This is a genomic window from Anoxybacillus pushchinoensis (genome assembly GCF_900111795.1).
Lineage (GTDB): Bacteria > Bacillota > Bacilli > Bacillales > Anoxybacillaceae > Anoxybacillus > Anoxybacillus pushchinoensis.
Map to the genome: position 1 here is coordinate 37,843 of NZ_FOJQ01000009.1, position 26,145 is coordinate 63,987.

Here is a 26,145-nt window from a genome sequence, read left to right on the forward strand (position 1 = left end):
CTCACTTCCTTATATAGACACGTCCGCTTTAATATGCGGATGCGGGTCATAATCAACAATTTCAAAATCTTCAAAACGATACTCAAAAATGGAAGAAGGTTTTCGTTTGATGATCAGCTTTGGAAGCGGGCGCGGTTCCCTCGTTAGTTGCAATTTCGCTTGTTCAATATGGTTCATATATAAATGGACATCGCCGCCAGTAAAAATAAGCTCTTTTGGCTCCAAATCGCATTGTTGGGCAACCATATGTGTAAGTAATGCATAGCTTGCGATATTGAACGGAAGACCTAAAAACGTATCGACGGAGCGCTGTTGCCACATACATGATAACGTCCCGTTTTCTACATAAAACTGAAAAGCATAGTGACAAGGAGGCAATTTCATGTAATCCAACTCCCCCACATTCCATGCATTTACTAAAAGTCGGCGAGAATTCGGGTTTGTCTTTATTTGTTCAATTACTTCACTAATTTGATCAATTGTTCGACCATCGGCCCCTTTCCATGAACGCCATTGCGCGCCATATACCGGTCCTAAATCCCCGTTTTCATCTGCCCATTCGTCCCAAATCGTTACACCATTTTCTTTTAAATAACGAATATTTGTCTCTCCACTCAAAAACCAAAGCAATTCGTGGATGATCGAACGAATATGTAATTTTTTTGTCGTAAGCAAAGGAAAACCTTCACGTAAATCGAATCGTAATTGACGTCCGAATACGGAAATCGTCCCCGTTCCTGTGCGATCGTCCTTATACACCCCGTTTTGTAAAATATCTTCAAGTAATTGTAAATATTGCTTCATAACACCCTCACCTTCTTTTATATACTGTCATTTATTATGACATAAAGCATACAACTAGGAAAGAAAAAAACGTAGGACAATCCTACAGCTAACAACTCGTGGTGAAGAACCATTTCCATAGGATAAATGTAACAAAATGTTCTTAAATATATTAGCGACATGAAAATAGTTTTTATTATAATAAATAGCTAAAAAAAAAAAAGCGCCTTCTATTCTGAAGACGCTTCTTGCTCGATCTGTTTTTCTTTTCGTTTATACACAAATTTTGAGATAGATATACTCACCTCATATAACAACAACAACGGAATAGTTACTAAAAAGTCAGAGATAAAATCTGGTGGCGTAATAGTTACTGCAATAATAACTAATATAAAATATGCATATTTTCTCATCTTTTGTAACGCATATGGATTGATTAAACCAATGCTTGTTAAAAACATAATAATAATTGGTAATTCGAACAGTACTGCAAAAGGAAGCGTCATGTTAAACATAAAGCGAAAGTACTTTTCTGTCGTAAACATAGTCGCAAACAAATCTTCCCCGAGACTCATTAAAAAGTGAAACACCATTGGAAATACGACAAAGTAGCCAAAACATAACCCGAGCACAAATAACAGAAACGTGGCAGGAATATACGATAATGTAACTTTCCGCTCTCTCGGAGTAAGGGCAGGTTTAACAAACACCCATATTTGCCATACAAGTACTGGAATCGTCATTGTAATCGCGAATACGCCAGCCAACATGACATATACCCATAAAACATCGGTAGGACTTAAAATGGTTAACTTTACATCTAAATCAGCAATAAGCCAGCGATATAAATCTTGAACAAAAATAAATCCTACAATAAAAAATAAAATAAGTGCTCCAACAACAATAAAAATTCTCTTGCGCAGTTCTTCTAAATGTTCAACTAACGTCATCTCTTTATCTTCATATCGTTGCTTTTCTTCCACGAGCGTAAACACCAACCTTTTTCCATGTTAAAAACGGCAACACATCGTTGCCGCTTTATGATTTACGCGTTTCTTTCTTTTCGTCGAGCTCCTCTAATACTTCGTCACGCAATCCCTTTGTAGATTTTTTAAATTCACGTAATGTTTCACCAAAAGCCCGTCCGATCTCAGGCAATTTTTTCGGTCCAAAAATGACAAGAGCGATGACAAGAATTAAAATTAAACCAGGTAAACCTATGTTCGAAAGCATAACGTCATCTCCTTTTTTATACATACGCTTCTTTTATTGTAGTGCTAACATTTTCATTTTTCAATGACAAATTTCGAGAGGTGGAAAAAATGTTCAACAAGCAGCATACCGTTTATGCGATTTTCTTTACAATCGATAACAACGCCATCGTTGAGATCGGGAAACTAGGTACGTTTTTATTTCCAAAGGGAAACTATATTTATGTAGGGAGCGCTAAACGAAATATGCAATCGCGTATTCAACGTCACATACAGGTAGAAAAAAGAAAGCGATGGCACATCGATTACATTCGACCGTATGGTGAGATTACACACATCCAAACATATTCCTCTGAACTGAGTGAATGCGCACGTGCCCAACAGCTTTTTCAACAATATGATGGACAATGGATCGTGAAAAAATTTGGTTCATCTGACTGCCGCTGTCCTTCCCATCTCATTTATTATAAACAATAAAACGAGGGGGGATCTCCCTCGTTTAGTTCGCTTTCTCATATTTTTCTTCTGATTTTGCAACAATGACTGCACATGCAGCATCTCCAGTAATATTTACAACCGTTCTCGTCATATCAAGTAGTCGATCAACCCCTAAAATAAGCGCAATTCCTTCAACAGGTAGACCAACTGATGTTAACACCATAGAAAGCATAATTAATCCAACACCCGGCACTCCTGCTGTGCCAATGCTTGCAAGCGTTGCTGTTAAAACAACTGTCAATAAATCACCGAATGTCAAATCAACACCATATACTTGCGCGATAAACATCGTTGCCACACCTTGCATAATGACTGTTCCATCCATGTTAATTGTCGCCCCGAGCGGTTGCACAAAACCGCTAATGCTTTTTGGAACATTTAAGTTTTTTTGCGCTGTTTCCATTGATACTGGCAATGTAGCATTACTGCTTGATGTACTAAATGCAACAACCATTGCCGGAGAAAATCCTTTAATAAACGCGATCGGGTTCATTTTTCCAAGCAACCATACTGCTGTACTATACACCGCAAAGAGATGAATGAATAACGCTAATAACACAACAAACATATATTTCCCCATCGCTGTAATCGCATCTAATCCTTGTCCACCGATCGCGATAGTAATTAATGCAAAAGCCCCATACGGAGCAAGCTTCATGACCCACTCTACTAAGTACATGAAAATATCGTTGACTTGCTCTACAATAACTCGTACTTGTTTCACTCGATCACCAAGGCGAGCGATGGCCATGCCAACAAGCATCGCAAAAACAATAACTTGCAACATATTCCCTTCCACCATCGCTTGGAATGGGTTAGTCGGAACAATATTTAACAATGTATCTACAACAGGTGGGGCTTCTTTCTTTTCAAACGATGCCCCTTCTAAATTAAAATTCCCTTCTCCGGGGCGAATGACAGCCCCTAATGTTAAAGCAATAATAAGTGCAAGAGAAGTAGTAATTAAAAAGAATGAGATTGTTTTCAAACCGATGCGGCCAAGTTTTTTCGGATCACCAACACCAGCCGCGCCTAAAATTAATGAAACGAGTACGATCGGAACGACAAGAAGTTTAATTAAGTTAATAAATATCGTTCCAAGCGGATGAAGTACATATGTTTTTGCAATGTCAAACCATTCTATTGGAAGAGCTAAGTTGAAAACGAGTCCAACAATCATTCCGGCAAACATTCCTAGTAAAATCTTCTTCGTCATCGACATATGAACACCTCCGTCAATTTTTTGTTTTTTTACTTTAAAACGTATTTTCACAAAAAAGAGCCGCTTCAATTGTAAATGTTTCTTTTAAAATTGTAAAGAAAAATAATTATATTTATCAGAAAAGTAATATAATTTATTTTTTACAAAAAAATGCTACCACAATGATGTGGTAGCTTTATACCCGCTTTGTTCGTTTACGACTCGAATCCATCTCAATATTTCCTGTTTCCTGCTCAGTTGTTCCTTGTCCTTTTACTTCTGGTGAACTTAATCCTGTCTTTGAGGCATCTTTTTTTCGTTTACTCACTTCTTTCACCTCCTACCGTCTTATTCTGCCTCGTTCATAAAAGTTCAATCGTCCCAAAATGAAATTTTGCCGTTTTTCTTCGATAAACAAAGAAACCAAACTGTTCAAATCGTGAGCTTTGCCAATGGTCTTTTAATACGACACGCTGTCGGGCTACTCGTTTTGCTTGTTCGATATGTTGTTCTGTTAAGTTTGTATATAGCGCAGCTTGCTTTAATCCTTTTACTCCATCAGCTTCCTCAATGCTCACTTCAAACATCGGATCTAAATAAACGACATCATATGACTTATCCTCACATTGCTCTAAAAAGGAGCTAAAGTCATCATGGAGCACGTGAATGCGTCGCATTGCCTCGTTTAATTCACAAATATCACTTTTCCAATGACGTAACCCTTGTTTTGTTAAGTAAGCGATATATGTACTCCCTTCAATTCCTACGACTTTCCCTTCCTCTCCAACCACTAAGCTTGCAATCATACTATCCGATGCTAAACCGAGCGTGCAGTCTAAAAACGTCATCCCTCGTTGTAATTTCGTCGCCTGTAAAAATGGTTCACTTTCACCTTTTAAAATACGCTTTGCGCGAAAAGAAGCGGAGTTTGGATGAAAAAATAACGGTTCTTGTCCATGTGGGAAATGAATTTCTAGCCTTTCTTTTCCAACGACAAGAATCGGTTCGTGTATTTGTTGTTGAATCGAAGCAATGGATCGTTTTCGACGTGGTATATATGAAATTTGTAATTCCAACGCAATTTGCCTCGCTTTTTCAATCATCTGTTCATTTGTTCTGCCAGCTGTCGTCACAATCATGCGTTCACCTCAAAAGAAAAAAGGATGTCAATCGGACACCCTTAACAATGTTTTTCAAACGCTTGCATAATATTTTGCATAATATTTTCAATTGAATTCGCTTCAATATCGTGGCGTGGAATAAAATGGACGACTTCTTTTCCCTTTAACAATGCCATCGATGGTGAAGAAGGTTCAATGCCTACAAAATACTCCCGCATTTTAGCCGTCGCTTCTCGATCTTGCCCTGCAAATACGGTCACGAGATGAGTTGGTTTCTTTTCGCTCATTTGTACAGCCTGAATGGCTGCTGGGCGCGCAAGCCCCGCTGCACAACCACAAACGGAATTAATGACAACAAACGTCGTTCCTTCCACTTGTTCCATAAATTGTTCAACTTCTTCACTCGTACGTAACTCTGTAAATCCACCATTGACTAATTCATCACGCATCGGTTGCACTACTTGACGCATATATTCTTCATATGACATAAACATACGTATATCCCTCCAAATCATTCTTGCTTTTACAAGAATACAACAATGTCGATAGAAAAATCAATAAAATAAAAAAACATTGAATAATTTTCTAAAAATTTTTATAATGATTGTATTTATATGATGTGAAATGGAGGTTGACGACATGCCAATTAATATTCCACGCGATCTTCCTGCAAAAGAAATACTAGAACAAGAAAATATTTTTGTTATGGATGAGGAGCGTGCCTATTCTCAAGACATTCGGCCGTTAAATATTATCATTCTAAACTTAATGCCACAAAAGGAAAAGGCGGAAACACAACTGTTGCGGTTACTCGGAAACTCACCGTTGCAAGTTCATGTAACTTTCTTACGCCCAGAGACGCATGAAGCAAAAACAACATCGAAACACCATCTTGATCAATTTTATACGACATTTCAACATGTTCAACGTAAAAAATATGATGGTATGATCATTACTGGGGCACCTGTAGAACACTTGCCATTTGAACAAGTTGATTATTGGGATGAGCTGACTAAAATCATGGAATGGACAAAGACGAACGTTACATCAACGTTACATATTTGTTGGGGTGCACAAGCAGGTATGTACTATCATTACGGAATCCCTAAGCATAACTTACCACAAAAATGTTTCGGTGTATTCGACCATATACTAGAACAAAAGCACGTCAAGTTAACTCGTGGATTTGACGATATTCACAAAATCCCGCATTCACGCCATACAGACGTTAAACGTGAACATATCGAGGCTGTCTCAGAGTTGACGATTCTATCTTCATCTGAAGAAGCAGGCGTTTGTCTTGTCGTTTCAAATGACGGAAAACAAGTGTTTTTAACAGGGCACCCAGAGTATGATGCTACAACGCTAAAAGAAGAATATGAACGTGATGTGGCTAAAGGGTTGGATATACAAATTCCAAAATATTATTTTCCACATAACGATCCGAATAAGCAACCGTATAACACATGGCGTTCTCATGCTAACTTACTGTTTGTCAACTGGCTCAACTATTATGTGTATCAAGAGACACCGTATGTGTGGGAGTAAGCCTTTCGCTTTATGGCGAGGGCTTTTTTATTTGTAAGTATGTAAAAAAAGAATATAATGTTTTGTATACATAAACGAAAGGAGGAAAGAAAGGTGGTTGTTGAAGATCGACACATTTCTCTCATTGTATTAGGGTTGCTATTAGCTATCTTTATGGCGGCGATGGATAATACGATTGTGGCGACAGCAATTGGTACAATCGTCGCTGACTTAGGGGGCGTCGATCAATTTGTATGGGTCACGTCTGCTTACATGGTTACGGTTATGGCTGGTATGCCTATTTTCGGAAAATTATCCGATATGTATGGAAGAAAACGATTTTTTCTTTTTGGACTCATTGTTTTTCTCATCGGCTCCGCTTTGTGTGGTTTAGCTCAAAACATCGTCCAGCTCAGCATTTTTCGTGCAATTCAAGGAGTTGGTGGCGGGGCATTAATGCCGATTGCCTTTACGATCGTATTTGATGTGTTTCCGCCAGAAAAACGTGGAAAAATGACCGGACTTCTCGGAGCGGTATTTGGTATATCGAGCGTATTAGGCCCATTACTCGGTGCGTATATTACTGACTACTTAAGTTGGCATTGGATATTTTATGTCAACGTACCGATCGGTCTCGTATCCATTATTTTGATCGCTCGCTACTATAAAGAGTCGACACAACATGCTAAACAAATCATTGACTGGTACGGAGCTTTGACACTCGTCATTGCCGTCGTTAGTTTAATGTTTGCATTAGAGCTAGGCGGAAAGCATTACGAGTGGAGTTCTATTCCAATCATTTGTTTGTTTACGGTGAGTACCGTTTTCTTTATCGCTTTTTTGTACATAGAGACAAAAGCAAAAGAGCCGATTATCTCATTCGTTTTATTTAAACGGCGGACATTTGCGATCGCACAACTATTAGCTTTTTTATACGGGGCGACATTCGTTATTTTAACTGTCTTTATTCCTATATTCGTACAAGCGGTATATGGTGGAACGGCCAAAAACGCAGGGCTTATTTTAATGCCAATGATGCTCGGTTCCGTTGCAGGAAGTTCAACAGCTGGAATTTCCCAAACGAAGACATCATATCGAAACATTATGTTCGTTTCAATTATCGCCTATTTTTGTGGAATGCTTTTTCTTAGCTTTATGACTCCAGAAACGTCAAAGCTTTGGTTAACCATTTATATAGCACTAGCTGGATTTGGGGTTGGATTTTCTTTTTCACTTTTGCCATCGGCGTCCATGCATAATTTAGAGCCCCGTTTCCGTGGGACAGCGAATTCAACAAATTCATTTTTTCGTTCGCTCGGCATGACAATTGGTATAACCATTTTCGGAACGATTCAATCAAATAAGCTAGCTGCTGAATTACGCGAATCATTCGGTGCGAATACGACAACATTTTCGCTAGATCCACATGCGCTGTTTGAAACAGGAGCACGGGCTCAAATACCACCGAACGTGCTGCAAAAAATTGTCGATGCGATGGCTTCGTCAATTACATTTTCATTTTCTATTGCATTAATTCCGATCGCTCTTAGTGCAATAGCTATTTTCTTCATGGGAAACGAAAAATTAGAAGTTCAACAAAAAGGTAGGGGGCAATGATGCGTCTCCCTACCTTTTTTGCAACATAAATAACCACATAAAAGAAACGGCCTGTTTTAACTCTGTCGGTAAATGTCGGATAATAGAATTATCAATTTCGCGCTTATACACCCCTTCTCCATCAACAACTGTAAAACCATTTTCAGTAGCTAGCCGTTCAAACTCCCATGGCATCATCGTATTGCAGATCACCGCCTCATCATATAAGCGGCGATAGCTATTTACTCGCGGGGCAGCTGTCGGTCCAAGGATACCTACACAAACATATGCATTTGCTTTTAATACACGCCGCACTTCCTCAAGCGCAGCAAGCGGACGTTCCGTCCATTCAAAGCAGTTAATAATCATCGCACCTGTAAACGTTTCATCTGGAAAAGGCAAATTCATAATATCTGCTTGTTGAAAATGGAGATGTTCATGATGTCTTTTCTTTTTTGCTAATTCAATCATTTCGCTTGATAAATCTAAGCCGATCACTCGGTACCCTTCTTTACACAACTTGTATGATCCATATCCGTCACCGCAACCAATATCTGCAACATATCCTTCTTTAGGCATGTATGTTTTAACAAAAGGAATAATCGTTTTTCGACTTCCCTGCTCCCACATGTCCTCACTACTTTGATGCCACCACTCCGCGCGCTCATCCCACTGTTTCTCCGCCTCTTTATGCCACGTACGCATAACTCCACCTCTTTTTGAAAAAATAAACATGTTACGTTTATTGTAGCAGAAAGGAGAGAGAAACATGACAAAAAAAGTGAATCAAGGAAGCGAAAATCAAAATGCCCCAACACAACATGGGAAGTTGCACGGACATACCGGAGACAATAGCAAAGGACGGAAGCAAAACAAAAGTCAAAACGATAAAACCGACCATTAAAAAAGTCGGGCGATTAGCCCGACTACAGACTGTTGACGAAATAGACTATGTTTTCAAAAGAGTGGGTAGGATGGGAAGTCGTGCAAAAGAAAAGAAGGGGCGGTGCTTCGTGAAGTGACCCCCTGTCAAGTAGACAGGAATAAAAAAGCACATTTAAGCAGCCTGAGTTCTATATTCATAAGGACTCAGGTTTTTTTGAAACCGTTGGTGGTTATAAAAACGGATATATTTGTGTACGGCATCCTTTACCTCTTCGGCTGTACGGAAAGAGTACAGATGGAAACACTCTTCCTTGAAATGACTGAAGAAGTTTTCCATGCAGGCATTGTCTAAACAGTTTCCTTTCCTGGACATACTGGCCTTTATATTGTATCTTTTGAGTAGTTGCTTCCATTCCCCCTTTCACATCTTTAAGAGCTTTTTTAGCATCTCTACTTCCGCCTCAAGGCGTTTGATTTTCATTTCATGATCTTCTGGACGAGTTCTCGGTCTTCCTTTGCCTGGTCCTTTGGCCTTTCCTCGTTTTTCTTCTAGACCTTGCATGCCTTCCTGTTCATAGTGTTTCCCCATCGACGTACCATGGCATGAGCAATTCCTAATTTTCTAGCTACTGTTTTGTAGCCCATGCCTTTCCACAACTTTCTTTTTAAACTTGACATCGTAGTTTTTTCGTATTTTTCCCATAGAAAATTATTCAAATAGTTTTGGTATACCATTAATTAAAGAGTAAACACCCATATAAGCCATAGCGATAACTATAATAACGCCAAAAATGGTCATCCATAATGGATGTTTGTAATCTCCGACAATTTTTGTTCTGTATGCCGCCACTAACATCACGCCTAGAGAAATTGGTAAGATCAGACCGTTTAATGAGCCTACTAAAATTAAGATTTTCACTGGTCTTCCGACTAAAACGAAAACTAACGTTGAAATGGCAATGAATCCGATAATAATCCACTTGTGGTACTTTTCTAAAATTGGATGAAAGGTACGAATAAATGAAACCGATGTATACGCGGCACCTACAACGGAAGTAATGGCTGCTGCCCACATAACCACTCCGAATATTTTGTAACCAATATTGCCTGCAGCTAATTTAAATACGGATGCCGGAGGGTTAGAAGGATCAAGGGTTAACCCTTGCGCGACAATACCTAAAGCTGCCAAAAATAAGAAAATTCGCATAATAGACGCAATACCGATTCCTGAAATCGAACTACGGGTCACCTCAGGAAGTGCTTCCTTTCCTTTTATTCCAGCATCCAATAAGCGGTGCCCGCCCGCAAACGTAATATATCCTCCAACCGTTCCGCCAACAAGTGTAACAATAGCAAGAATATCGATCGTATCTGGAACAAAGGTTTTTACCACTGCTTCTCCGATAGGTGGCTTAGCCGTAAACATCACATATAACGTTAGAGCAATCATGACAAAACCCATTAATTGAGCGAAGCGATCCATAATTTTTCCAGCTTCCCGTACGATAAAAATAGCGATCGCGACGATTCCGCTTAATAATGCCCCCATTTCCGGAGAAATCCCGAATAATACGTTGGTTCCTAATCCAGCACCGGCAATGTTTCCAATGTTAAAAGCTAGACCACCGGCGACAATAAGTGCAGCAAGAAAATATCCCAATCCCGGCAATACTTCGTTAGCAATATCTTGAGCTCTTTTTTCTGCGACCGCCATAATGCGCCAAATGTTCATTTGTGCTCCAATATCAATAATTATGGACATTAAAATAACAAATCCGAAGCTTGCTGCAAGCGCTTGTGTGAAGTGCGTCGTTTGTGTCAAAAATCCAGGACCGACGGCTGAAGTAGCCATCAAAAACGCCGCACCTAAAAGTACACTTATATTCTTTTTTTGTTGCATTTTCTATCCCCCTAAGAACCTATGAATCTTTATTTTATAAAATCACCAAGTTTTGTAACTGTAATATTGGCTTCCTTCAACGCTTTACGTATGTATTTTGCAAAGTCTAGTGCATGTTCCCCATCTCCGTGTATGCAGATCGTATCAGCTTGAATCGATACATCTTTCCCTTGAAGAGATGTAACTTCCCCTTCTTTTACCATACGAATAACTTGCCGGCAAGCTACGTCATGGTCTTTGATGAGGGCATTCGCTTCCCGCCTTGATGTTAAGGTCCCATCCTCTTGGTAAGTGCGGTCAGAGAACACTTCACTAGCGGTTTTAAGGCCGATTTTTTTTCCCGCTTTGACAAGCTCTCCACCCGCTAGTCCTAACAAGATTAATTCTGGATCTACTCTATAAACCGCTTCTGCAATGGCTTGAGCAATCGCAACGTTTTTAGCGGCAATATTATATAATGCTCCATGCGGCTTTACATGCTGAAGCTTTCCACCTTCAGATTTTACAAATGCATATAAGGCGCCAATTTGATACACAACAATGTCGTAAGCTTCCTGGGGAGTAATATCAATGTTTCTTCTACCAAATCCCAATAAATCTTGAAATCCGGGATGAGCGCCAATTCCGACGTTTTTTTCAAGGGCTAAACGGACTGTTTTCCTCATCGTTGAAGGATCGCCCGCATGGAAACCACAAGCGATATTGGCTGATGTAACATAATCTAAAATTTCTTCGTCTCTCCCCATTTTATAAGCGCCAAAGCTCTCTCCCATATCACAGTTCAAATCGACAACATGCATGTTACATTTCTCCTTTCCATTTTATTGATAATGCTCGTTTCAGTTGTTGGATCTCTCTTTCCCTTTCTAAATAAAGTCTTTGTGCTTCTTCATGAGAAACTTCAACAAACTTTATTTTGTCACCCGGTTTTAATTGGGCGATGTATGGTAAATCCACGGTGGCAACTTGTCCGATTTTCGGATAACCGCCTGTCGTTTGCCGGTCAGCTAAAAGTACAATCGGATTTCCATCAGGCGGAACTTGAATAGTACCAAAATTTACAGCTTCCGAAATCATTTCTTCCGTGGATGTTAAAGACAAAACAGAACCTTTCAAACGATATCCCATCCGGTCGGATTGGGTTGTAATTTCAAATGGTTCACGAAAAAAACTTTTTTGACTTTCTTTTGAAAATAGTTGGTATTGTCTCCCCTTTATTACCCGAATGGAAGGGATTTTATTAGAAATGGGAATAAATTCAGTAGATACCGACCATTTCGTCGCTACAAACTTTTGATCTCCTATTTTTGTAGAAAAATCATGAATCATTTGGACCGATCGATTATTAGGGGGAGATAATTTTAACTCGTCACCGGTCTTTAATGGACGGCCTTTAAATCCGCCGATGCCCGCTCTAAGGTAGGTGGAAGCACTCCCCATCACACGCGGAACATCGAATCCTCCCGCAACAGCTAGATAGCTTCGGCAGCCTGCTTTACATTGTCCAAAACGAAGCTGACTACCTTTCTTTACAAAAACCGGCCGCCATAACGGAACAAATTTTCCATCAATAGAAGGTGATAAATCTCCCCCGCAAATAGATATTAGTGTATCTCTTTCAAATTCAATAACAGGACCTACCATTGTTATTTCTAAAGTAGGGGCATTTTCTTCGTTACCAACTAATAGATTTGCAATTCTATGTGACAGTGAATCCATTACCCCGCTTACAATCACTCCAAATTTTTGAAAACCGTATCTTCCTAAATCTTGAATGGTCGTAAGGAGGCCCGGCTTAATGATTTTTACCACTGACGTTCTCCTTCCATTGTTTGTATTCTTCTATAGTGATAGGTTTAAATCGGATTTTATCCCCCGCCTTTAATAAGCTAGGTGATTTGTCATCAGGACGAAACAGCTTTATCGGTGTTCGCCCAATAAGCTGCCATCCCCCTGGCGTTTCGATCGGATAAATACCGGTCTGTTTACCAGCAATGCCAACAGAACCGGCAGGAATTTTTAATCGCGGAGATTCTCTTCGCGGTGTGGCAATTTTCTCCGACATGCCTCCTATGTATGGAAATCCAGGGGCAAATCCGATCATATACACTAAATAATCACCGCTGGAATGGATATGAATGACTTCTTCAGGCGTGAGACCATTATATTCCGCAACATATTCCAAATCAGGACCTAGCTCTCCCTCGTAACAAACTGGAATCTCCACGATCCTTTCAGATGAAAATTCACCGATCTTAAGTGATTCCAATAAGGATTTCAATTGCCCACAAACGTAATCATACGGGAGTGTATAAGAGCTAAAATCCGAAATCTTTAACGGATCATAAAACACAGTTACTGTTGTAAATGCAGGAACATATTCGATCATCCACTCGAATGGCTGTTCATCAAACAAGGTTGTAACCATGTTTACCTTTTGATGAGTCTCTAAATTAATATCTTCGCCCAGTTCAATTATTACTGCGTTATCACCCAATGAATGGAAAAGATAATCCATTTTTACAACTCCTAACCATTTTCGAAAATAAGCAAAATCTTACTTTTTATATTAACATTTTTAGGCGTTTCAAGAAGTGGATACTATGCATGGGCCAAACGACCAGAAAGTCAACAAAAGAAAAGACAGGAAGCATTGAAAAAGCAAATCAAAAATATTCATATCGAGTCAAGAGAAACGTATGGCAGTCCAAAAATCACAAAAATCCTTCAGAAACAAGGGGTTAAGGTATCTCAAAAAACGGTCGCCAGAATCATGAAAGATGGTGATATTCGTTCAAAAACAAAGAAAAAATATAAGGCAACTACAAACTCGAAGCATCATTCGCCTATGTATCCCAACTTATTTTTCACGAGACCTTTGCAACAAGGGAAGAGATCGAACATCGGATTTTTGAATATATTGAGTGTCTTTATAATGCCGAGCAAATTTATTCCGCTAATGAGTACATATCTCCGGTGGCATATGAGAAGATGTATCAGCAAGGCAAAAAACAATCCTTCTCTGAATGAAAAAAAGCCGCGATATAGCGGTTTCTTAATCCTCTTGATAAGGAGAAGGGTTTACCAACCGTCCTCTTTATCAAGAGGCCACCAAACGAAGTGCGGTAGTAGGGTTTTAAAATTTTTCTCGATTTTACGTGTCTATTTTTTGACATAATACCATAAAACCGCTTGTCGACTTTGTCGACAAGCTGAAGTCGGGCGATTAGCCCGACTCACTCTTCTTGTTTACTGACGCGAATGGCAGGTGTATTGTTGCCGACATAAAACGGGACAACTTCTTCAGGTTGATGCTCGTAGAAATATCGATTGATCTCTTGTTCAACAAATGCTACCTCGTCTTCTATCATCGTTCGCTTTTTATCCATCGTCTATTCCCCCTTTAGACGATAGGATAACCGAAAAATGGCTATTCATGTAATGAATCATCTGAAACAACCACTCCATCTTCATCAACATATACGTATGCACCCGGCTTCCACTCAATATCGCCAAAATGTACAATTGTATCTCGCATCCCTTTTCCTTCTTTTTTACTTTTGCGTGGGCATGTCCCAAGCGCAAGTACGCCAATTGGCATATTTCCTATTTCTTTTGAATCACGAATGCACCCATGTACAATAATGCCAGCCAATTGACGGTCACACGCAATTTGTGCAAGCCGATCTCCAACAAGAGCGCACTTGTTTGAACCTTTGCCATCCACAACGACGACGCTTCCTGCCGGTGCCGTTTCTAGCGCTTCCCGAACAAGAACGTTATCATCACATACATCGACGGTTGCAATTCGTCCATAAAACGTTGCTTTTCCACCGTAACTTCGGAACGAAAGAGAGCAAACACGGACACTTTCTCCATATTGATCACACAAATCTGCCGTTTTCATCCTCATCCCCCACTTTTGTCAATCTCATCACAATAATAGTCAATCTATTCTAAAAAATCAATAAATTAAAATAAGAAGATCGAGCTACTATCTTCAATCGCACCATTTGTTAAAAAATAAATGAACAAAACAAGAAAGCAATAAAAAAGGAGTGTTTCCAAAAAGCTAGACGTACGATACGTTATCACAAACCGATATCTTTTTTTAGAAAATGGCCATAGTAACGGAACACCTTGACTTGAACAATAGTCAGCTAAAACATGAAACGCATATCCAAGACATAACCCGAGCGTAAAAGGAGAAAAATGTTGCAATAATAAAACGACAGTGATAGCCCCCCATGCTAATAATGAATGGGTAAACCCACGATGACCAAACGCCTTATTCACCTGCTTGGCAACCCCAAACGAGCGACGACCGATGTATGAGTTAGGCTCATCAATATCTGGAAGCAAACTCCCGAGCGTCAGCCCAGCCGCATAGGCGATTGTAAATGAAACAGGAGTGTACGCAGCAATCCCGGTTCCAACCGCTAATGATGAAACAATATGAGTATGATAACGCATCGTTTTTCCCTTCCTTTTGTAAACGTTTTATATAATATTCGTTATTAATATTCATGAATTCGAGACGATTTTTTCAATAAATGTTCACCGCTCCAGCCAACTTTGTGAAACTATTAGCATTATACTAATGTATGAACAAACTGACAAATAAAGCTGGTGAGGAAAATGAAAAAGAGTACACCCGCAGAATTAACCGTTATGAAAAGTTTAGCATTTTTAGCTGTTGTTTTTCAAAGCGCGTTACTATACGTAATGAATTATCGTTCCCCTCATCCAGAGGAAGCGATTATGATTGGCATGCTGTTTCATTTCGTCAAATTTTCTGCTCCTGTGTTCGTGTTTTTAGTAGGATTTCATATTGTTCAACATACTGTCATCGACTATCGTCAATACGTATTACACAAATGGAAAGAACTTGTTGTTCCATATGTGACGTGGTCGTTTATTTATGTTATATTGTTTTCTAGTCATCTACACGTGACCGATGTGATGAAACAACTGTTGCTTGGGGAGGCAGCCTCTCATTTATGGTATGTCATCATGATCATGCAATTTCATTTGCTTATTGTCATCATCATTCCATTTTTTTATTGGATTGATCAAAAGAAGTATTGGAAATTATTTATTATCATTAGTGCCATGATTTACATTGGTTTTATTACATTCATTTTTCCAATTGTTCAAAGCACGTCATATATACATTATATCGATCGTACGTTTTTAGCTTATTTCTTTTATTTTGGCCTAGGCGGCATGGTTGCGTACACGCTCCCAACATGGCGGAAATTCGTCATTCGAGTTATTCCACTTAACACATTTTTGTTTTTATCACTTTTTATCTTTGTTAGCTATGAGCTATTTACATCACAAGGCATCTTTTCTATCGATTTAACGATGATTACGTATTTAAAGCCTTCGATGGTGTTGTATGTGACATCAGAAATTTTCTTGCTATACGCTTTATCGATTACCATTGTGCAAACAAAATCTCGATTGTATACGGCGTTACGTTTCATTAGTCGATATACGTATGGGGCATATATTGCACATATGTTTTTCTTATACGTGTTTGCACCGATCATTCCGACAACGATGTATTCGATGTTGCAAGCTGTTATATTATTTACAATCACAACAATCGTTTCCATTGGCGTTTGCTATATTATACATGCTACACCACTTAGCCTGCTGTTTATCGGTCAAGCGCGCGAACATCGGACTATTTCTATCCTATCGCTATCGAAATCTAAAAAGAGTGTCCCAAGTTAATATTTGGGATGCTTTTTTATTTTGTTCACACAAACCACTTCTTATTTCAAACATATTTTACGCACAGCTCATAAACAAGAACGCGCACATGTTGTCACTGAACTACAAAAAAACTGGTGAACTCTTTTTACAAACAGCAAAAAAATGTTGCAATGACTTAGAGAAAATTGAGGAAATTAAAAATACGATCACTGCCATCATGGAACAAACTAATTTGCTTGCCTTAAATGCTACTATTGAAGCCGCGCGGGCCGGTGATCACAGAAAAGGATTCGCTGTGGTCGCTGATGAAGTCCGCAAACTATCCGAGCAGTCAAAAGAAGCGGCAAAAGAAATCGAAACAATGCTAGATAGAATAAAAGTGGAAACAAGAAAAGTATCACAATCCATGGAACATAGTACAAGAAAACTCGTTGATGGCGAGACATATTACGATACTGCAGAACGCTCATTTTGCGCAATTGACGAGTCTGTGGAACAAGTGTTTTCTAAAGTGCAAACCACATTCGGCAGCTATCGGGCAAATAACAGCCATTTCCAACGAGCTAACTCAAACAAAGAGTCAACTGAAGCAACTTTCTGAGCAAGTGATGCAAAGAAGCAATGAAAGCACAATAACAGTTGAAGAACAATTAGCTATGAACGAACAAATCACTTCTAGTGCCCAAACGCTTGCCGAACTCGACGAGCAACTCCGCACAACAGTTGAGTCATTTCGTATGTAGACGTGCCATATTTGTGCACGTCTACATCATGCTATAGTACTTTACTAACTCGATGACCATCGCTCCCATTCTTTCATGAGTCGGTGCGATCACACGATTAATTCCTTCCTCTTGTAACGCCTCTTTCGTTACTTTTCCAACAGCAACAGCTACGATATCTTCAGCAAAAGCCTGCTTGATCTGTTCGACATATCCGTGCTCACGAACAAACGAGAAGAAAAAGCGAACTTGAATCGCTGATGTGAAACAAACCGCTTGCACAGCACGGGAAATAATATCATCAGTAAGCTGCTTCATTACATCGAATGTAGGCGGAGTATGTCGATATGGCCATATTTCCTTATATAAAGCCCCTCGCTTCACTAAAAATTGTTGTAATGATGGAATGGAATCTCCATAAAGCTGGACAACAACTTTTTTACTTTTCCAGTCGACTTCTTGTAATGCGCGGATCAAACCTTTTGTTGTTCCGTCGTCTGCACATATGCGAGGGGTAATTCCATATGTACGTAATACATTCATCGTTTTATAACCACGCACCGCTACATGTGCACCACGAATGGACTGAAGCAGTAATTGTTCAATCCCATATTCCTTCGCCTTTTTGATCAATGCCTCTACACCAATCCCTGTTGTAAAAATAAACCAATCATTTTGTTCGTGAACGATGTGATGAAGATGTTGCTCTAACTCTTCATTCAAAAATGTCGTTCCTTGGGCGGGTCGCAAAATCGGAATCCCCCCTTGTTTGACAATAAGCGCGCTCATTTCTTCAATTTTTCGTGAAGCACATAGCACAATCTTTTTGTTTGCTAATGCCTTTTCCATACGTCGTCCCCCCTTTTTCTTCCCATCATACCATATAAAAGTGAAAAGTAGTGCAAAATTTGTTGAATCTTGACATAAAACATCGAACTGTTTTGTGTTCACAACGTAACTACATTAGCTTACAATGTAAAAGAAATCATCCGACATAAATATTCTTATTATTCTGAAATAAATGTCGAAAGGAGCGGGCTTATATGCCCCTACTAATTGAAGAAGTATTGCTCAACCTATTTTTTATTATATTGGCGTTGCTAATTGCTCCTATTTGGCTTGAAGAACGTCGCATATCCGATCGCTCAAAGGCCATTTTAAAAACGTTTTCAATCGGCATATGTATTGTCTTTTGTATGATGTTTCCTATTCAAACAACAAATGGGTTCGTTTTTGATTTACGGCAAGTGGCGATTTGGATTGGTGGCTTGTACGGTGGGGCGTTCTCTACCCTTTTTCTTGCAATGATCACTATAATTTATCGGATGATGATTGGCGGAACGGAAGGTATTATTGTCACAATAATCATTACGACCATTCAAATCATCGTCTGTTTATTTTTTTATAAAAAGTTTCAAACACATTTATCTTCCAAACAACGAATTACCACCATCACTGCTCTATCAGTTGGAACAGCTGTTTTAACGATCGCATTATCTCATATATGGATGAATGATGAGCAACAGCTTATCCATATGCTTTCGACATATTTTTCAGCTCAACCACTTACAGCATTTTTAGGTTCTTATATTACCGAGGCGATTCAAAAACATAGCGATCTTCGACGTCGCATCATTCGCGCTGAGAAAATAGAAGTTGTTGGACATTTAGCTGCTTCCATTTCACATGAAGTACGAAACCCGTTAACCGTATCTAGAGGATTTATGCAATTGTTGTTACAAAGTGAACGAGTAAACTATAAGGATAGACAATATATTCAAATTGCCATTGAGGAAATTGATCGCGCGGAAGCAATCATTACAGATTATTTGACATTTGCTAAACCTGCGCCAGAACACGTCGAAAGGTTAAATGTCAAAACCGAAATTGAGCGAGTCATTGATATTTTACGTCCTCTTGCAAACATGAGTAGTATCGAAATTCAAGCTTTCCTTTTGCCATTTGCCGTAAAAGGAGAGCGTCAAAAATTTCAACAATGTTTACTGAACGTAATGAAAAATGCCATTGAAGCCATGCCAAACGGAGGAACGTTGCGCATTAACGTATCGATTGATAAAGATTATGTGTTGATTCATATTAGTGATACCGGAGTTGGAATGACAAAAGAACAAATTGAACGTCTAGGTGAACCTTACTTCACAACAAAAGGAACGAAAGGGACAGGCCTTGGAATGATGGTTGTTTACCGCATTGTTGAAACAATGAAAGGCGATTTGTTTATTCATAGTGAAGTCGGTCAAGGAACAGACGTATATATGTACTTTCCTTCATATTATAAATCAGATGTCGAAAAATCATCCAAACGCTCTCTTGAACAAGTTAGTTGTTAACTTGTTCTTTTTTTAATTTTAATTTGATTATTTAGAACATAGTTTAATTAAATAAAAGGTCGTTTCGTACACGACCTTTTACAACTGTTTGGCAAAATTACGACCGAACGCAATACATAGTTGCTTTTCTTCTTTTGTCGGCGTCAATTCTACTTTCAGTCCCTCGAGGACGACTTCTGCGCCGCGCTCCTGTAATTTTTCAATTAAAATGTCGACAGCTGCACCATACTTCTCATAACTCGAATCGCACGAACCGAAAACAGCAGCTTTTTTACCTGTTAAATCAACGTCATCTAGTTCATCGTAAAAATCTAAAAAGTCATCAGGTAATTCTCCATCTCCCCATGTGTACGCCCCCAGCAAAATCCCGTCATATTGTTCAAGCTCTACCGCTACGGCATCTAACACTTCTTTTACATCCAACTCGATCCCTTGTTCACGAACTCCTTCGGCAATCGCTTCAGCCATCTCTTCTGTATTCCCTGTCATGCTTGTAAATATCATTATTGCTTTTGGCATGCATAGTCCCCCCTATGTATATAAGTGATAATCACTTTCAATAATTATATTAAATGATAATGATTATCTTTGTCAATTTTTTAAAAAGAAAAAAACGCGCGATGTTGTCATCGCACGCTTACTTTTTATCTATTATTCTTTTACTTCTTTTTTCCACAAACCAACCATGAATGCAGTCACAAGTGAACCAATTAAAATGGCAAGCACATATAACAATGGATTTCCTTTTACGATCGGGATTACGAAAATGCCACCATGTGGTGCTGGGAGACCGATGCCAAACATCATCGTCAACGCTCCGGCAACCGCTGAACCAACAATAATTGATGGAATGACACGTCCTGGATCAGCCGCTGCAAACGGAATGGCCCCTTCTGTAATAAATGAAGCCCCCATAATATAGCATGTTTTTCCTGCTTCCCGCTCTGCTTTTGTAAATTTCTTTTTAAATAATGTTGTCGCAATCGCTAATCCTAAAGGTGGAACCATTCCACCTGCCATAATAGCTGCATGCGGTGCATAGTTCCCTGCATCAATCATCGCAATTCCAAACGTAAACGCCGCTTTATTGATTGGTCCACCCATATCGACTGCCATCATTCCTCCAAGGACAAGGCCAAGCAAAACAAGGTTACCTGTGCCCATATTTTCAAGCCATGTTTTCATTCCTTCATTTAATGCTTTCACTGGGTCAATGACGACATACATCATAATAAGTCCCGTGAGCAATATTCCGAATAATGGATAAAGTAGAACAGGTTTAATTCCTTCAAGTGATTGTGGCAAACGGCTAAACCATTTTTTCAATCCAACAACGAGATAACCGGCTAAAAATCCCGCAATTAGTCCACCTAAAAAGCCTGCACCGCCATTCGCGGCCATAAATCCTCCGACCATCCCTGGCGCAAATCCTGGACGATCCGCAATGCTCATTGCAATGAAGCCAGCCAATACAGGAATCATGAGTGCGAAGGCACTGCCGCCACCAATGTCCATCAACGCTTTGGCGATTGGATGGAACGACGGATCGTTCGGATCAAACGCCTTAATACCGAAAATAAACGAAATTGCGATTAAAATACCACCACCGACAACGAACGGAAGCATATTGGATACGCCGTTCATTAAATGTTTATAAAAACCTGTTCGTTCTTTTGGAATATACGAATGATTCCCACCGCTTACTCGATAAATTGGAGCATCTTGTTTTAAGGCGCGATCAATGAGTTGCTCTGGTTTACGAATCGCATCGGCAACCGGTACTTGAATAACATGTTTACCGTCAAATCGATCCATTTCTACTTGTTTATCTGCTGCAACGATAATCGCCACGGCTTCTTCAATGTCTTGCTTTGTTAACTCGTTTTTCACACCACTTGAACCATTTGTTTCTACTTTAATATCGACTCCCATTTCTTTAGCTTTTGCCTTTAAAGCATCAGCAGCCATATACGTATGCGCAATCCCTGTTGGGCACGCTGTCACGGCTAATACTTTTTTCTTTCCAACCGTCTGTTTTTCTTCAGTCACCATTTCTCCCTCCTTTTCTTGAATCGTCTGAATAATTTGTTGTTTTGATGAAGCGTTTTCAATTTCTGAGCGAAACGATGTATCCATTAACAATGTTGACAAGCGGGATAGCGCTTCTAAGTGAGTATCGTTGGCTCCTTCTGGTGCAGCAATCATGAAAAACAAATGGCTTCGTTTTCCGTCTAACGCATCGTAGTCAATTCCTTCTTTTGAGCGTCCAAAAACAACCGCCGGGGTACGAACTGCTTTCGTTTTCGCATGTGGAATAGCAATTCCTTCACCAATTCCTGTCGTACTTTGCGCCTCTCGTGCAAAAATCGCTTCTAGAAACATTTCGCGATCATACAATTTCCCAGTCTTCTCTAGCACATCTGCTAATTCCTCGATGACTTCTGTTTTTGTTTTTGACTTCAAATCAAGGACAATTGTATCTTCTGTCAATATATCCGTAATCCTCATACAGCATCCTCCATTCTTGTAATAGTCACTTCACTTAACAAACGATGAACCCCGTCCTCCGTACATAAATCTTCAGAAAAAGCTGTTGCACTACCGGCCGCAACGCTATATCGAAATGCCTCCTCAAGTGTTGCTTCGTTTACATATGCAGCTAAAAATCCAGCCACCATAGAATCACCAGCTCCGACGGAATTTCTTACTGTCCCTTTCGGAGCTTGAGCGACTAATATTACGTCTTTATGAAACAAAATCGCTCCATCTCCTGCCAATGATACAATGACATGTTGCACACCATTGTCAATTAGTTTTTTTCCACATTCAATGATCTGATGTCGACTATGAATATCTATTTCAAACAATTCTCCGAGTTCAACTTGGTTTGGCTTAAGTAAAAACGGCTCGTATGCGATCGCTTGTTTCAACGCGTTTCCACTCGTATCAACAACAACAGCTACTCGTTGTTTTTTTGCTTCTTCCATCATCCTTATATAAAAAGCATCGTCAACGGACGGTGGAAGACTTCCACCTAGTACGAGAATATCACCTTTCTTTAGTTGTTTTATTTTAGCGATCAGCGCTTCTTTATGTTTATCGCTAATGACAGGCCCTTCGCCATTTATTTCTGTTTCTCTTTCTCCTTTTAACTTAATGTTTAATCGCGTTTGTCCCGGTACAGTAATAAAATCCGTTAAAATATGTTCCCGTTTCAATTCATCAGCAATGAACTGTCCGGTAAATCCACCAATAAACCCGAGGGCAATATTATGAATGTGTAGTCGTTTTAGCACGCGTGATACATTAATTCCTTTCCCCCCAGGAAAATAGGATGTTTTTGTCGCACGATTTAATTTTCCAAGTTCGATCTGTTGCGCTTCAACAATATAATCAACCGAAGGATTTAATGTACATGTATAAATCATGCTTTCACAACCTCTACTGTCGTTTTTACTTCGTACATTGCTAATAATTCTTCATCCGTTTCATTCGTAATCATCGTAGCTTCCTGTAATTCGGCAATTTTAGCGAACGCGCTTTCGTTAAGTTTTGAATGATCCGCTAATACGAAAGCTTGTCGAGATAAATGAATGGCTGTTTGTTTCATAAACGCTTCTTCCGGATCAGGAGTCGTATAGCCAGAATCAATATGAACACCGTTTACACCGATAAAACATTTGTCGAGGCTATATTGTTGCAACGAGTGAATAGCTCCTCGCCCGATTAATGCATTCGTTTTTTTCTTAATTAATCCGCCAACAACATACGTCGGGATATCCTTTTCTAATAGTGCATCAATATGCATCATTCCATTTGTCACAACGACGATATTTTTTGCTTGAATATAAGGAATCATCTGTAATGTTGTCGTTCCCGCATCTAAATAAATGCAATCTCCATCTTGAATAAGACTTGATGCATATTTACCAATAAGCTGTTTTTCATGAATGTTTTTAGTCGATTTTTCAAAAACGCTTAACTCTTCTCTTTTTTGCTGTAATAACGCCGCACCACCATGGACACGCTTTAGCTTTTTTTGTTTTTCTAGCTGACTTAAATCGCGCCGAATTGTTGATTCTGAACATTGTGTAGCTTCAACAAATTCATGCAACTTTACGACTTCTTTTTCTTGCAACAACTGTAAAATAACACGATGTCGTTCCGGTGTTAACAACTCTACACCCCCTTATTTTAAATCGCTTACATCTTTATCATATCGGACTATAGGTAAAAAATCAATCAAATTCAATCAATTTAAATCAAAAATAATCATTTTATTTCATATATCATTCACAAACGATCAATTTTCAAAAAAAATAAAAACTGCCTCACGGTGAGACAGTTTTGTTTTCATTTCCGACTTTCTCAGGATAATATTCTTCAATCATTTGGATAAATGGCTCGACATATTGAGGATCGAATTGCGTCCCAGAACAGCGGCGCAATTCAACAATTGCTTCGGAGAATGTTTTTGTTCGTTGATATGGACGAATAGCACATTTTTTTTCGCTATGGAAACGGTTATATTAACGAAATATTTTGTTTTTCTTTTTGATTATTTAGAACATAGTTTTATTTATAAAAATAAACCGACTGCCCAAAAGACAGTCGGTTTGACTCTTTATTTAAACATTTGGGCAGCACGAACTGCTTTTTTCCATCCATCATAAAGTTGTTGTTGAACATCAACATTCATTTTTGGTTCAAAAGCACGATCTATATTCCATTGTTTCGCAATCTCTTCTCTACTTTGCCAATAGCCAACCGCGAGCCCTGCTAAGTAAGCAGCACCGAGAGCAGTCGTTTCGTTCACAACTGGTCTTTCAACGGGTACGCCGAGGATGTCACTTTGAAATTGCATTAAAAAGTTGTTTTTTACCGCTCCACCATCAACACGTAACGTTTTTAACGTAATCCCCGCATCCGCTTCCATGGCAGTTAGCACATCTTTCGTTTGATATGCAAGTGACTCAAGCGTTGCGCGAATAAAGTGCTCTTTTGTCGTTCCGCGTGTCAAGCCAAATACCGCTCCTCGTACATCGCTATCCCAATATGGTGTCCCAAGTCCTACAAACGCCGGTACCACATATACACCATCTGTTGATTGTACTTTCGTTGCATATGCTTCGCTATCTTTTGCTTCCTTAATCATTCGTAATCCGTCACGCAACCATTGAATGGCAGATCCAGCAACGAAAATGCTTCCTTCTAACGCATATTCGACTTTTCCATCGACTCCCCATGCAATTGTCGTTAATAAACCGTGTTTAGACTGAACTGCTTTTTCGCCCGTATTCATTAACATAAAGCAACCTGTACCGTATGTGTTTTTCGCCATTCCTTGTTCAAAGCATGCTTGTCCGAACAAAGCTGCCTGTTGGCGACTATTTTTTTACTTGTTCGTTCATGAAGTTTGGAAATAACTTTTGGCACGACACCAGGTAATACCTCGATATAATCAGGATTTGTTTTTTCGACGAGTTGAACGCTTCTTTCAAAGGCATTTGAATCGATAATAAATGTTCGTTGAATCGCGATGACTCCCTTTTGTTTTGCTTTTGCAATCACACTGCTTTTTGTAGAAATCAATCCGTACGGCCTCACAAGTTGGCATAAAAACTCCGTGGCATACTCATCACTTTTTAGCCCTTGTATTAAATCAACGTGAAGAAACATTTTTTTCCCATGTTCATTTGCATATGCATATACACTTTTCAACATACCGATATGAATGTCTAAAAACACACCATATTCATAATTCATTTTTAATAGCCTGTCAAAATCTTTCATCGAACGTACTGCCGGCAAAATACGTTGTTCGTTCATCCTTCAATCACCTTCACATAAAATGTTCTCGTTCTCGGTCCATCGAACTCGCAAAAATAAATGCCTTGCCATGTTCCGAGAAGCAACTGACCTTTTGTGACAATGACATGCGCAGATGATCCAACCGTGCTTGCTTTCATATGAGCAGCTGTGTTTCCTTCACTATGCCGATCGAGAGAATGATACCATGGATACAATTCATCGAAACGACGGATCATATCCCGTGTCACATCAGGATCGGCATTTTCATTAATCGTTATCCCCGCAGTCGTATGCGGGCAATAAACAACTACCATTCCTTCTTGAACCCTAGTTTCTGTGACGAATGATTGAACAAGTGAAGTAATGTCTACAAATTCATCTCGCTTCGTCGTCTGAATCGTCCATTGTTTGATCATCATACGTTCCCACCTTTATCCTCATATATTTATGATCATACATATTTTCACAATTGTTTTCACTACCGTCGCATAAATGATGTCTGAATTTTCAGTTTTATTTTTTCTGGACTTTAGAGAAAAAACGAAAACACCTAAGCGAGGGTAGTAGACATCCATTTTTTTACTATAACCTATGACTTGTGCAACAACGACTGGCAAACCTTTATGGGACGCTGTTTCCTTCGATTTTTCGTAACCAAATGTGAGCGGATTTCCACAAAGAAGCCTTCAAATAGCGACTAATTTGTAAGTAACTGCGTTCGCTATTCGTGTTCAACTGAGCTAAAACATTCAGACAGTACACTATCATGGCTACGTACACTTGATTATGTACAGCTTGTTCACTGTGACCAAAAA

Annotated in this window: 33 protein-coding genes and 4 pseudogenes; 10 read left to right on the plus strand and 27 right to left on the minus strand. The window is 39.3% G+C overall.

Annotation, left to right across the window (positions count from 1 at the left end):
* Nucleotides 1-9: 9 nt before the first annotated feature.
* The 3 genes from thyA to BM213_RS04220 form a co-directional block, all read right to left on the minus strand.
* Entirely contained in the window at nt 10-804 is a 795-nt protein-coding gene (gene thyA / locus BM213_RS04210) for a thymidylate synthase (protein WP_003397232.1), read from the minus strand.
* A 209-nt stretch (nt 805-1,013) separates the two neighbouring features.
* Nucleotides 1,014-1,733 (minus strand): twin-arginine translocase subunit TatC, encoded by a 720-nt coding sequence (gene tatC / locus BM213_RS04215; protein ID WP_208601864.1) that lies wholly within the window; start codon nt 1,731-1,733, stop codon nt 1,014-1,016.
* A gap of 88 nt (nt 1,734-1,821) precedes the next feature.
* Entirely contained in the window at nt 1,822-2,016 is a 195-nt protein-coding gene (locus BM213_RS04220; RefSeq protein WP_003397248.1) for a twin-arginine translocase TatA/TatE family subunit, read from the minus strand.
* Between the two features lie 89 nt (nt 2,017-2,105).
* On the opposite strand from BM213_RS04220, the gene BM213_RS04225 reads away from it, so the two are divergent.
* On the plus strand, nt 2,106-2,471 hold the full coding sequence (locus BM213_RS04225; RefSeq protein WP_091701259.1) for a GIY-YIG nuclease family protein: 366 nt from the start codon (nt 2,106-2,108) through the stop codon (nt 2,469-2,471).
* Between the two features lie 22 nt (nt 2,472-2,493).
* On the opposite strand, the gene BM213_RS04230 is transcribed toward BM213_RS04225, so the two are convergent.
* The 4 genes from BM213_RS04230 to BM213_RS04245 all read right to left on the minus strand — a co-directional run bounded on the left by BM213_RS04230 (nt 2,494) and on the right by BM213_RS04245 (nt 5,308).
* Nucleotides 2,494-3,714 (minus strand): dicarboxylate/amino acid:cation symporter, encoded by a 1,221-nt coding sequence (locus tag BM213_RS04230; protein WP_091701327.1) that lies wholly within the window; start codon nt 3,712-3,714, stop codon nt 2,494-2,496.
* Between the two features lie 175 nt (nt 3,715-3,889).
* Nucleotides 3,890-4,021 carry a YuzL family protein gene (locus BM213_RS04235; RefSeq protein ID WP_091701263.1) on the minus strand — a complete coding sequence of 44 codons (132 nt, stop codon included), beginning with the start codon at nt 4,019-4,021 and terminating at the stop codon, nt 3,890-3,892.
* A 34-nt stretch (nt 4,022-4,055) separates the two neighbouring features.
* On the minus strand, nt 4,056-4,832 hold the full coding sequence (locus BM213_RS04240) for a class I SAM-dependent methyltransferase (RefSeq protein ID WP_091701267.1): 777 nt from the start codon (nt 4,830-4,832) through the stop codon (nt 4,056-4,058).
* 41 nt (nt 4,833-4,873) lie between these two features.
* Entirely contained in the window at nt 4,874-5,308 is a 435-nt protein-coding gene (locus tag BM213_RS04245; RefSeq protein ID WP_003397253.1) for a BrxA/BrxB family bacilliredoxin, read from the minus strand.
* A 145-nt stretch (nt 5,309-5,453) separates the two neighbouring features.
* On the opposite strand from BM213_RS04245, the gene metA reads away from it, so the two are divergent.
* Together metA and BM213_RS04255 are read left to right on the plus strand one after the other, a co-directional pair.
* Nucleotides 5,454-6,362, plus strand: coding sequence for a homoserine O-acetyltransferase MetA (gene metA / locus BM213_RS04250; protein ID WP_091701270.1), 909 nt, complete (start codon nt 5,454-5,456; stop codon nt 6,360-6,362).
* Nucleotides 6,363-6,455: 93 nt separating this feature from the next.
* Complete coding sequence (locus BM213_RS04255) at nt 6,456-7,958, plus strand: MDR family MFS transporter (protein ID WP_091701272.1); 1,503 nt, start codon at nt 6,456-6,458, stop codon at nt 7,956-7,958.
* 9 nt (nt 7,959-7,967) lie between these two features.
* On the opposite strand, the gene BM213_RS04260 is transcribed toward BM213_RS04255, so the two are convergent.
* Nucleotides 7,968-8,642: a class I SAM-dependent methyltransferase gene (locus BM213_RS04260; protein ID WP_208601862.1), complete on the minus strand. Its 675-nt coding sequence runs from the start codon at nt 8,640-8,642 to the stop codon at nt 7,968-7,970.
* 64 nt (nt 8,643-8,706) lie between these two features.
* Between BM213_RS04260 and BM213_RS15140 the strand changes: the two genes are divergently transcribed.
* On the plus strand, nt 8,707-8,841 hold the full coding sequence (locus tag BM213_RS15140) for a hypothetical protein (protein ID WP_003397258.1): 135 nt from the start codon (nt 8,707-8,709) through the stop codon (nt 8,839-8,841).
* Nucleotides 8,842-8,994: 153 nt separating this feature from the next.
* Here the strand turns inward: BM213_RS15140 and BM213_RS15275 are convergent, their stop codons facing one another.
* The 6 genes from BM213_RS15275 to pxpB form a co-directional block, all read right to left on the minus strand.
* Nucleotides 8,995-9,207 (minus strand): IS3 family transposase, encoded by a 213-nt coding sequence (locus BM213_RS15275; RefSeq protein ID WP_425265913.1) that lies wholly within the window; start codon nt 9,205-9,207, stop codon nt 8,995-8,997.
* 36 nt (nt 9,208-9,243) lie between these two features.
* Complete coding sequence (locus BM213_RS15280; protein ID WP_425265910.1) at nt 9,244-9,384, minus strand: hypothetical protein; 141 nt, start codon at nt 9,382-9,384, stop codon at nt 9,244-9,246.
* A 147-nt stretch (nt 9,385-9,531) separates the two neighbouring features.
* Entirely contained in the window at nt 9,532-10,722 is a 1,191-nt protein-coding gene (locus BM213_RS04275; protein WP_091701281.1) for an NRAMP family divalent metal transporter, read from the minus strand.
* A 29-nt stretch (nt 10,723-10,751) separates the two neighbouring features.
* A complete protein-coding gene (gene pxpA, locus BM213_RS04280) occupies nt 10,752-11,522 on the minus strand; it encodes a 5-oxoprolinase subunit PxpA (RefSeq protein WP_091701283.1) in 771 nt (256 codons plus the stop codon).
* A 1-nt stretch (nt 11,523) separates the two neighbouring features.
* Nucleotides 11,524-12,534, minus strand: coding sequence for a 5-oxoprolinase subunit C family protein (locus BM213_RS04285; protein ID WP_091701286.1), 1,011 nt, complete (start codon nt 12,532-12,534; stop codon nt 11,524-11,526).
* On the minus strand, nt 12,518-13,240 hold the full coding sequence (pxpB, locus tag BM213_RS04290; RefSeq protein ID WP_091701289.1) for a 5-oxoprolinase subunit PxpB: 723 nt from the start codon (nt 13,238-13,240) through the stop codon (nt 12,518-12,520). Before pxpB ends, BM213_RS04285 begins: the two co-directional genes overlap by 17 nt.
* A 60-nt stretch (nt 13,241-13,300) precedes the next feature.
* On the opposite strand from pxpB, the pseudogene BM213_RS15285 reads away from it, so the two are divergent.
* Together BM213_RS15285 and BM213_RS15290 are read left to right on the plus strand one after the other, a co-directional pair.
* Nucleotides 13,301-13,585, plus strand: a pseudogene (locus BM213_RS15285) (IS3 family transposase); the annotation flags it as partial.
* 44 nt (nt 13,586-13,629) lie between these two features.
* Nucleotides 13,630-13,752: a hypothetical protein gene (locus BM213_RS15290; RefSeq protein ID WP_425265914.1), complete on the plus strand. Its 123-nt coding sequence runs from the start codon at nt 13,630-13,632 to the stop codon at nt 13,750-13,752.
* 206 nt (nt 13,753-13,958) lie between these two features.
* Here BM213_RS15290 and BM213_RS14635 read toward each other — a convergent pair whose 3' ends face one another.
* From BM213_RS14635 to BM213_RS04305, 3 genes are all read right to left on the minus strand, one after another.
* Nucleotides 13,959-14,111 carry a hypothetical protein gene (locus tag BM213_RS14635; RefSeq protein WP_167357370.1) on the minus strand — a complete coding sequence of 51 codons (153 nt, stop codon included), beginning with the start codon at nt 14,109-14,111 and terminating at the stop codon, nt 13,959-13,961.
* Between the two features lie 41 nt (nt 14,112-14,152).
* Entirely contained in the window at nt 14,153-14,629 is a 477-nt protein-coding gene (rraA, locus tag BM213_RS04300) for a ribonuclease E activity regulator RraA (protein WP_091701294.1), read from the minus strand.
* Nucleotides 14,630-14,694: 65 nt separating this feature from the next.
* Nucleotides 14,695-15,195, minus strand: a complete 501-nt coding sequence (locus BM213_RS04305; RefSeq protein ID WP_091701297.1) for a metal-dependent hydrolase — start codon at nt 15,193-15,195, stop codon at nt 14,695-14,697.
* A gap of 165 nt (nt 15,196-15,360) precedes the next feature.
* Here BM213_RS04305 and BM213_RS04310 point away from each other — a divergent pair, with 165 nt between their 5' ends.
* From BM213_RS04310 to BM213_RS14890, 3 genes are all read left to right on the plus strand, one after another.
* Nucleotides 15,361-16,464, plus strand: a complete 1,104-nt coding sequence (locus tag BM213_RS04310; RefSeq protein WP_091701300.1) for an acyltransferase — start codon at nt 15,361-15,363, stop codon at nt 16,462-16,464.
* Nucleotides 16,465-16,555: 91 nt separating this feature from the next.
* Nucleotides 16,556-17,047, plus strand: coding sequence for a methyl-accepting chemotaxis protein (locus BM213_RS04315; protein ID WP_244149186.1), 492 nt, complete (start codon nt 16,556-16,558; stop codon nt 17,045-17,047).
* Between the two features lie 4 nt (nt 17,048-17,051).
* Nucleotides 17,052-17,189 (plus strand): hypothetical protein, encoded by a 138-nt coding sequence (locus BM213_RS14890; protein WP_244149187.1) that lies wholly within the window; start codon nt 17,052-17,054, stop codon nt 17,187-17,189.
* Between the two features lie 21 nt (nt 17,190-17,210).
* Here the strand turns inward: BM213_RS14890 and BM213_RS04320 are convergent, their stop codons facing one another.
* Entirely contained in the window at nt 17,211-18,017 is an 807-nt protein-coding gene (locus BM213_RS04320; protein WP_091701302.1) for a uroporphyrinogen-III synthase, read from the minus strand.
* Between the two features lie 194 nt (nt 18,018-18,211).
* Between BM213_RS04320 and BM213_RS04325 the strand changes: the two genes are divergently transcribed.
* Nucleotides 18,212-19,519: an ATP-binding protein gene (locus BM213_RS04325; RefSeq protein WP_091701305.1), complete on the plus strand. Its 1,308-nt coding sequence runs from the start codon at nt 18,212-18,214 to the stop codon at nt 19,517-19,519.
* A gap of 78 nt (nt 19,520-19,597) precedes the next feature.
* Here the strand turns inward: BM213_RS04325 and BM213_RS04330 are convergent, their stop codons facing one another.
* The 9 genes and pseudogenes from BM213_RS04330 to BM213_RS04365 all read right to left on the minus strand — a co-directional run.
* On the minus strand, nt 19,598-20,038 hold the full coding sequence (locus BM213_RS04330; protein WP_004890548.1) for a flavodoxin: 441 nt from the start codon (nt 20,036-20,038) through the stop codon (nt 19,598-19,600).
* 132 nt (nt 20,039-20,170) lie between these two features.
* Complete coding sequence (locus BM213_RS04335; RefSeq protein ID WP_091701307.1) at nt 20,171-22,027, minus strand: PTS fructose transporter subunit IIABC; 1,857 nt, start codon at nt 22,025-22,027, stop codon at nt 20,171-20,173.
* Nucleotides 22,024-22,947: a 1-phosphofructokinase gene (pfkB, locus tag BM213_RS04340; protein WP_091701309.1), complete on the minus strand. Its 924-nt coding sequence runs from the start codon at nt 22,945-22,947 to the stop codon at nt 22,024-22,026. Before pfkB ends, BM213_RS04335 begins: the two co-directional genes overlap by 4 nt.
* Nucleotides 22,944-23,696 carry a DeoR/GlpR family DNA-binding transcription regulator gene (locus BM213_RS04345; protein ID WP_091701311.1) on the minus strand — a complete coding sequence of 251 codons (753 nt, stop codon included), beginning with the start codon at nt 23,694-23,696 and terminating at the stop codon, nt 22,944-22,946. The genes pfkB and BM213_RS04345 overlap by 4 nt, the downstream gene beginning before the upstream one ends.
* A gap of 154 nt (nt 23,697-23,850) precedes the next feature.
* Nucleotides 23,851-24,012 (minus strand): annotated as a pseudogene (locus BM213_RS14895) (HD family phosphohydrolase); the annotation flags it as partial.
* Between the two features lie 131 nt (nt 24,013-24,143).
* Nucleotides 24,144-24,902, minus strand: a pseudogene (locus BM213_RS04350) (FGGY-family carbohydrate kinase); the annotation flags it as partial.
* Nucleotides 24,821-25,348: a glycerol-3-phosphate responsive antiterminator gene (locus BM213_RS04355; RefSeq protein ID WP_279625315.1), complete on the minus strand. Its 528-nt coding sequence runs from the start codon at nt 25,346-25,348 to the stop codon at nt 24,821-24,823. The gene BM213_RS04355 and the pseudogene BM213_RS04350, both read right to left, overlap by 82 nt.
* Nucleotides 25,345-25,749, minus strand: a complete 405-nt coding sequence (locus tag BM213_RS04360) for a secondary thiamine-phosphate synthase enzyme YjbQ (protein ID WP_091701314.1) — start codon at nt 25,747-25,749, stop codon at nt 25,345-25,347. Before BM213_RS04360 ends, BM213_RS04355 begins: the two co-directional genes overlap by 4 nt.
* 202 nt (nt 25,750-25,951) lie before the next feature.
* Nucleotides 25,952-26,145, minus strand: a pseudogene (locus tag BM213_RS04365) (IS4 family transposase); the annotation flags it as partial.

Bases quoted from the DNA above. Each gene is read 5' to 3' on its own strand.
- thyA (WP_003397232.1), bottom strand. From the start codon at position 804: ATGAAGCAATATTTACAATTACTTGAAGATATTTTACAAAACGGGGTG.
- tatC (WP_208601864.1), bottom strand. From the start codon at position 1,733: ATGACGTTAGTTGAACATTTAGAAGAACTGCGCAAGAGAATTTTTATT.
- BM213_RS04220 (WP_003397248.1), bottom strand. From the start codon at position 2,016: ATGCTTTCGAACATAGGTTTACCTGGTTTAATTTTAATTCTTGTCATC.
- BM213_RS04225 (WP_091701259.1), top strand. From the start codon at position 2,106: ATGTTCAACAAGCAGCATACCGTTTATGCGATTTTCTTTACAATCGAT.
- BM213_RS04230 (WP_091701327.1), bottom strand. From the start codon at position 3,714: ATGTCGATGACGAAGAAGATTTTACTAGGAATGTTTGCCGGAATGATT.
- BM213_RS04240 (WP_091701267.1), bottom strand. From the start codon at position 4,832: ATGATTGTGACGACAGCTGGCAGAACAAATGAACAGATGATTGAAAAA.
- BM213_RS04245 (WP_003397253.1), bottom strand. From the start codon at position 5,308: ATGTTTATGTCATATGAAGAATATATGCGTCAAGTAGTGCAACCGATG.
- metA (WP_091701270.1), top strand. From the start codon at position 5,454: ATGCCAATTAATATTCCACGCGATCTTCCTGCAAAAGAAATACTAGAA.
- BM213_RS04260 (WP_208601862.1), bottom strand. From the start codon at position 8,642: ATGCGTACGTGGCATAAAGAGGCGGAGAAACAGTGGGATGAGCGCGCG.
- BM213_RS15140 (WP_003397258.1), top strand. From the start codon at position 8,707: ATGACAAAAAAAGTGAATCAAGGAAGCGAAAATCAAAATGCCCCAACA.
- BM213_RS15280 (WP_425265910.1), bottom strand. From the start codon at position 9,384: ATGCAAGGTCTAGAAGAAAAACGAGGAAAGGCCAAAGGACCAGGCAAA.
- BM213_RS04275 (WP_091701281.1), bottom strand. From the start codon at position 10,722: ATGCAACAAAAAAAGAATATAAGTGTACTTTTAGGTGCGGCGTTTTTG.
- pxpA (WP_091701283.1), bottom strand. From the start codon at position 11,522: ATGCATGTTGTCGATTTGAACTGTGATATGGGAGAGAGCTTTGGCGCT.
- pxpB (WP_091701289.1), bottom strand. From the start codon at position 13,240: ATGGATTATCTTTTCCATTCATTGGGTGATAACGCAGTAATAATTGAA.
- BM213_RS14635 (WP_167357370.1), bottom strand. From the start codon at position 14,111: ATGGATAAAAAGCGAACGATGATAGAAGACGAGGTAGCATTTGTTGAA.
- rraA (WP_091701294.1), bottom strand. From the start codon at position 14,629: ATGAAAACGGCAGATTTGTGTGATCAATATGGAGAAAGTGTCCGTGTT.
- BM213_RS04305 (WP_091701297.1), bottom strand. From the start codon at position 15,195: ATGCGTTATCATACTCATATTGTTTCATCATTAGCGGTTGGAACCGGG.
- BM213_RS04310 (WP_091701300.1), top strand. From the start codon at position 15,361: ATGAAAAAGAGTACACCCGCAGAATTAACCGTTATGAAAAGTTTAGCA.
- BM213_RS04320 (WP_091701302.1), bottom strand. From the start codon at position 18,017: ATGGAAAAGGCATTAGCAAACAAAAAGATTGTGCTATGTGCTTCACGA.
- BM213_RS04325 (WP_091701305.1), top strand. From the start codon at position 18,212: ATGCCCCTACTAATTGAAGAAGTATTGCTCAACCTATTTTTTATTATA.
- BM213_RS04330 (WP_004890548.1), bottom strand. From the start codon at position 20,038: ATGCCAAAAGCAATAATGATATTTACAAGCATGACAGGGAATACAGAA.
- BM213_RS04335 (WP_091701307.1), bottom strand. From the start codon at position 22,027: ATGAGGATTACGGATATATTGACAGAAGATACAATTGTCCTTGATTTG.
- pfkB (WP_091701309.1), bottom strand. From the start codon at position 22,947: ATGATTTATACATGTACATTAAATCCTTCGGTTGATTATATTGTTGAA.
- BM213_RS04355 (WP_279625315.1), bottom strand. From the start codon at position 25,348: ATGAACGAACAACGTATTTTGCCGGCAGTACGTTCGATGAAAGATTTT.
- BM213_RS04360 (WP_091701314.1), bottom strand. From the start codon at position 25,749: ATGATGATCAAACAATGGACGATTCAGACGACGAAGCGAGATGAATTT.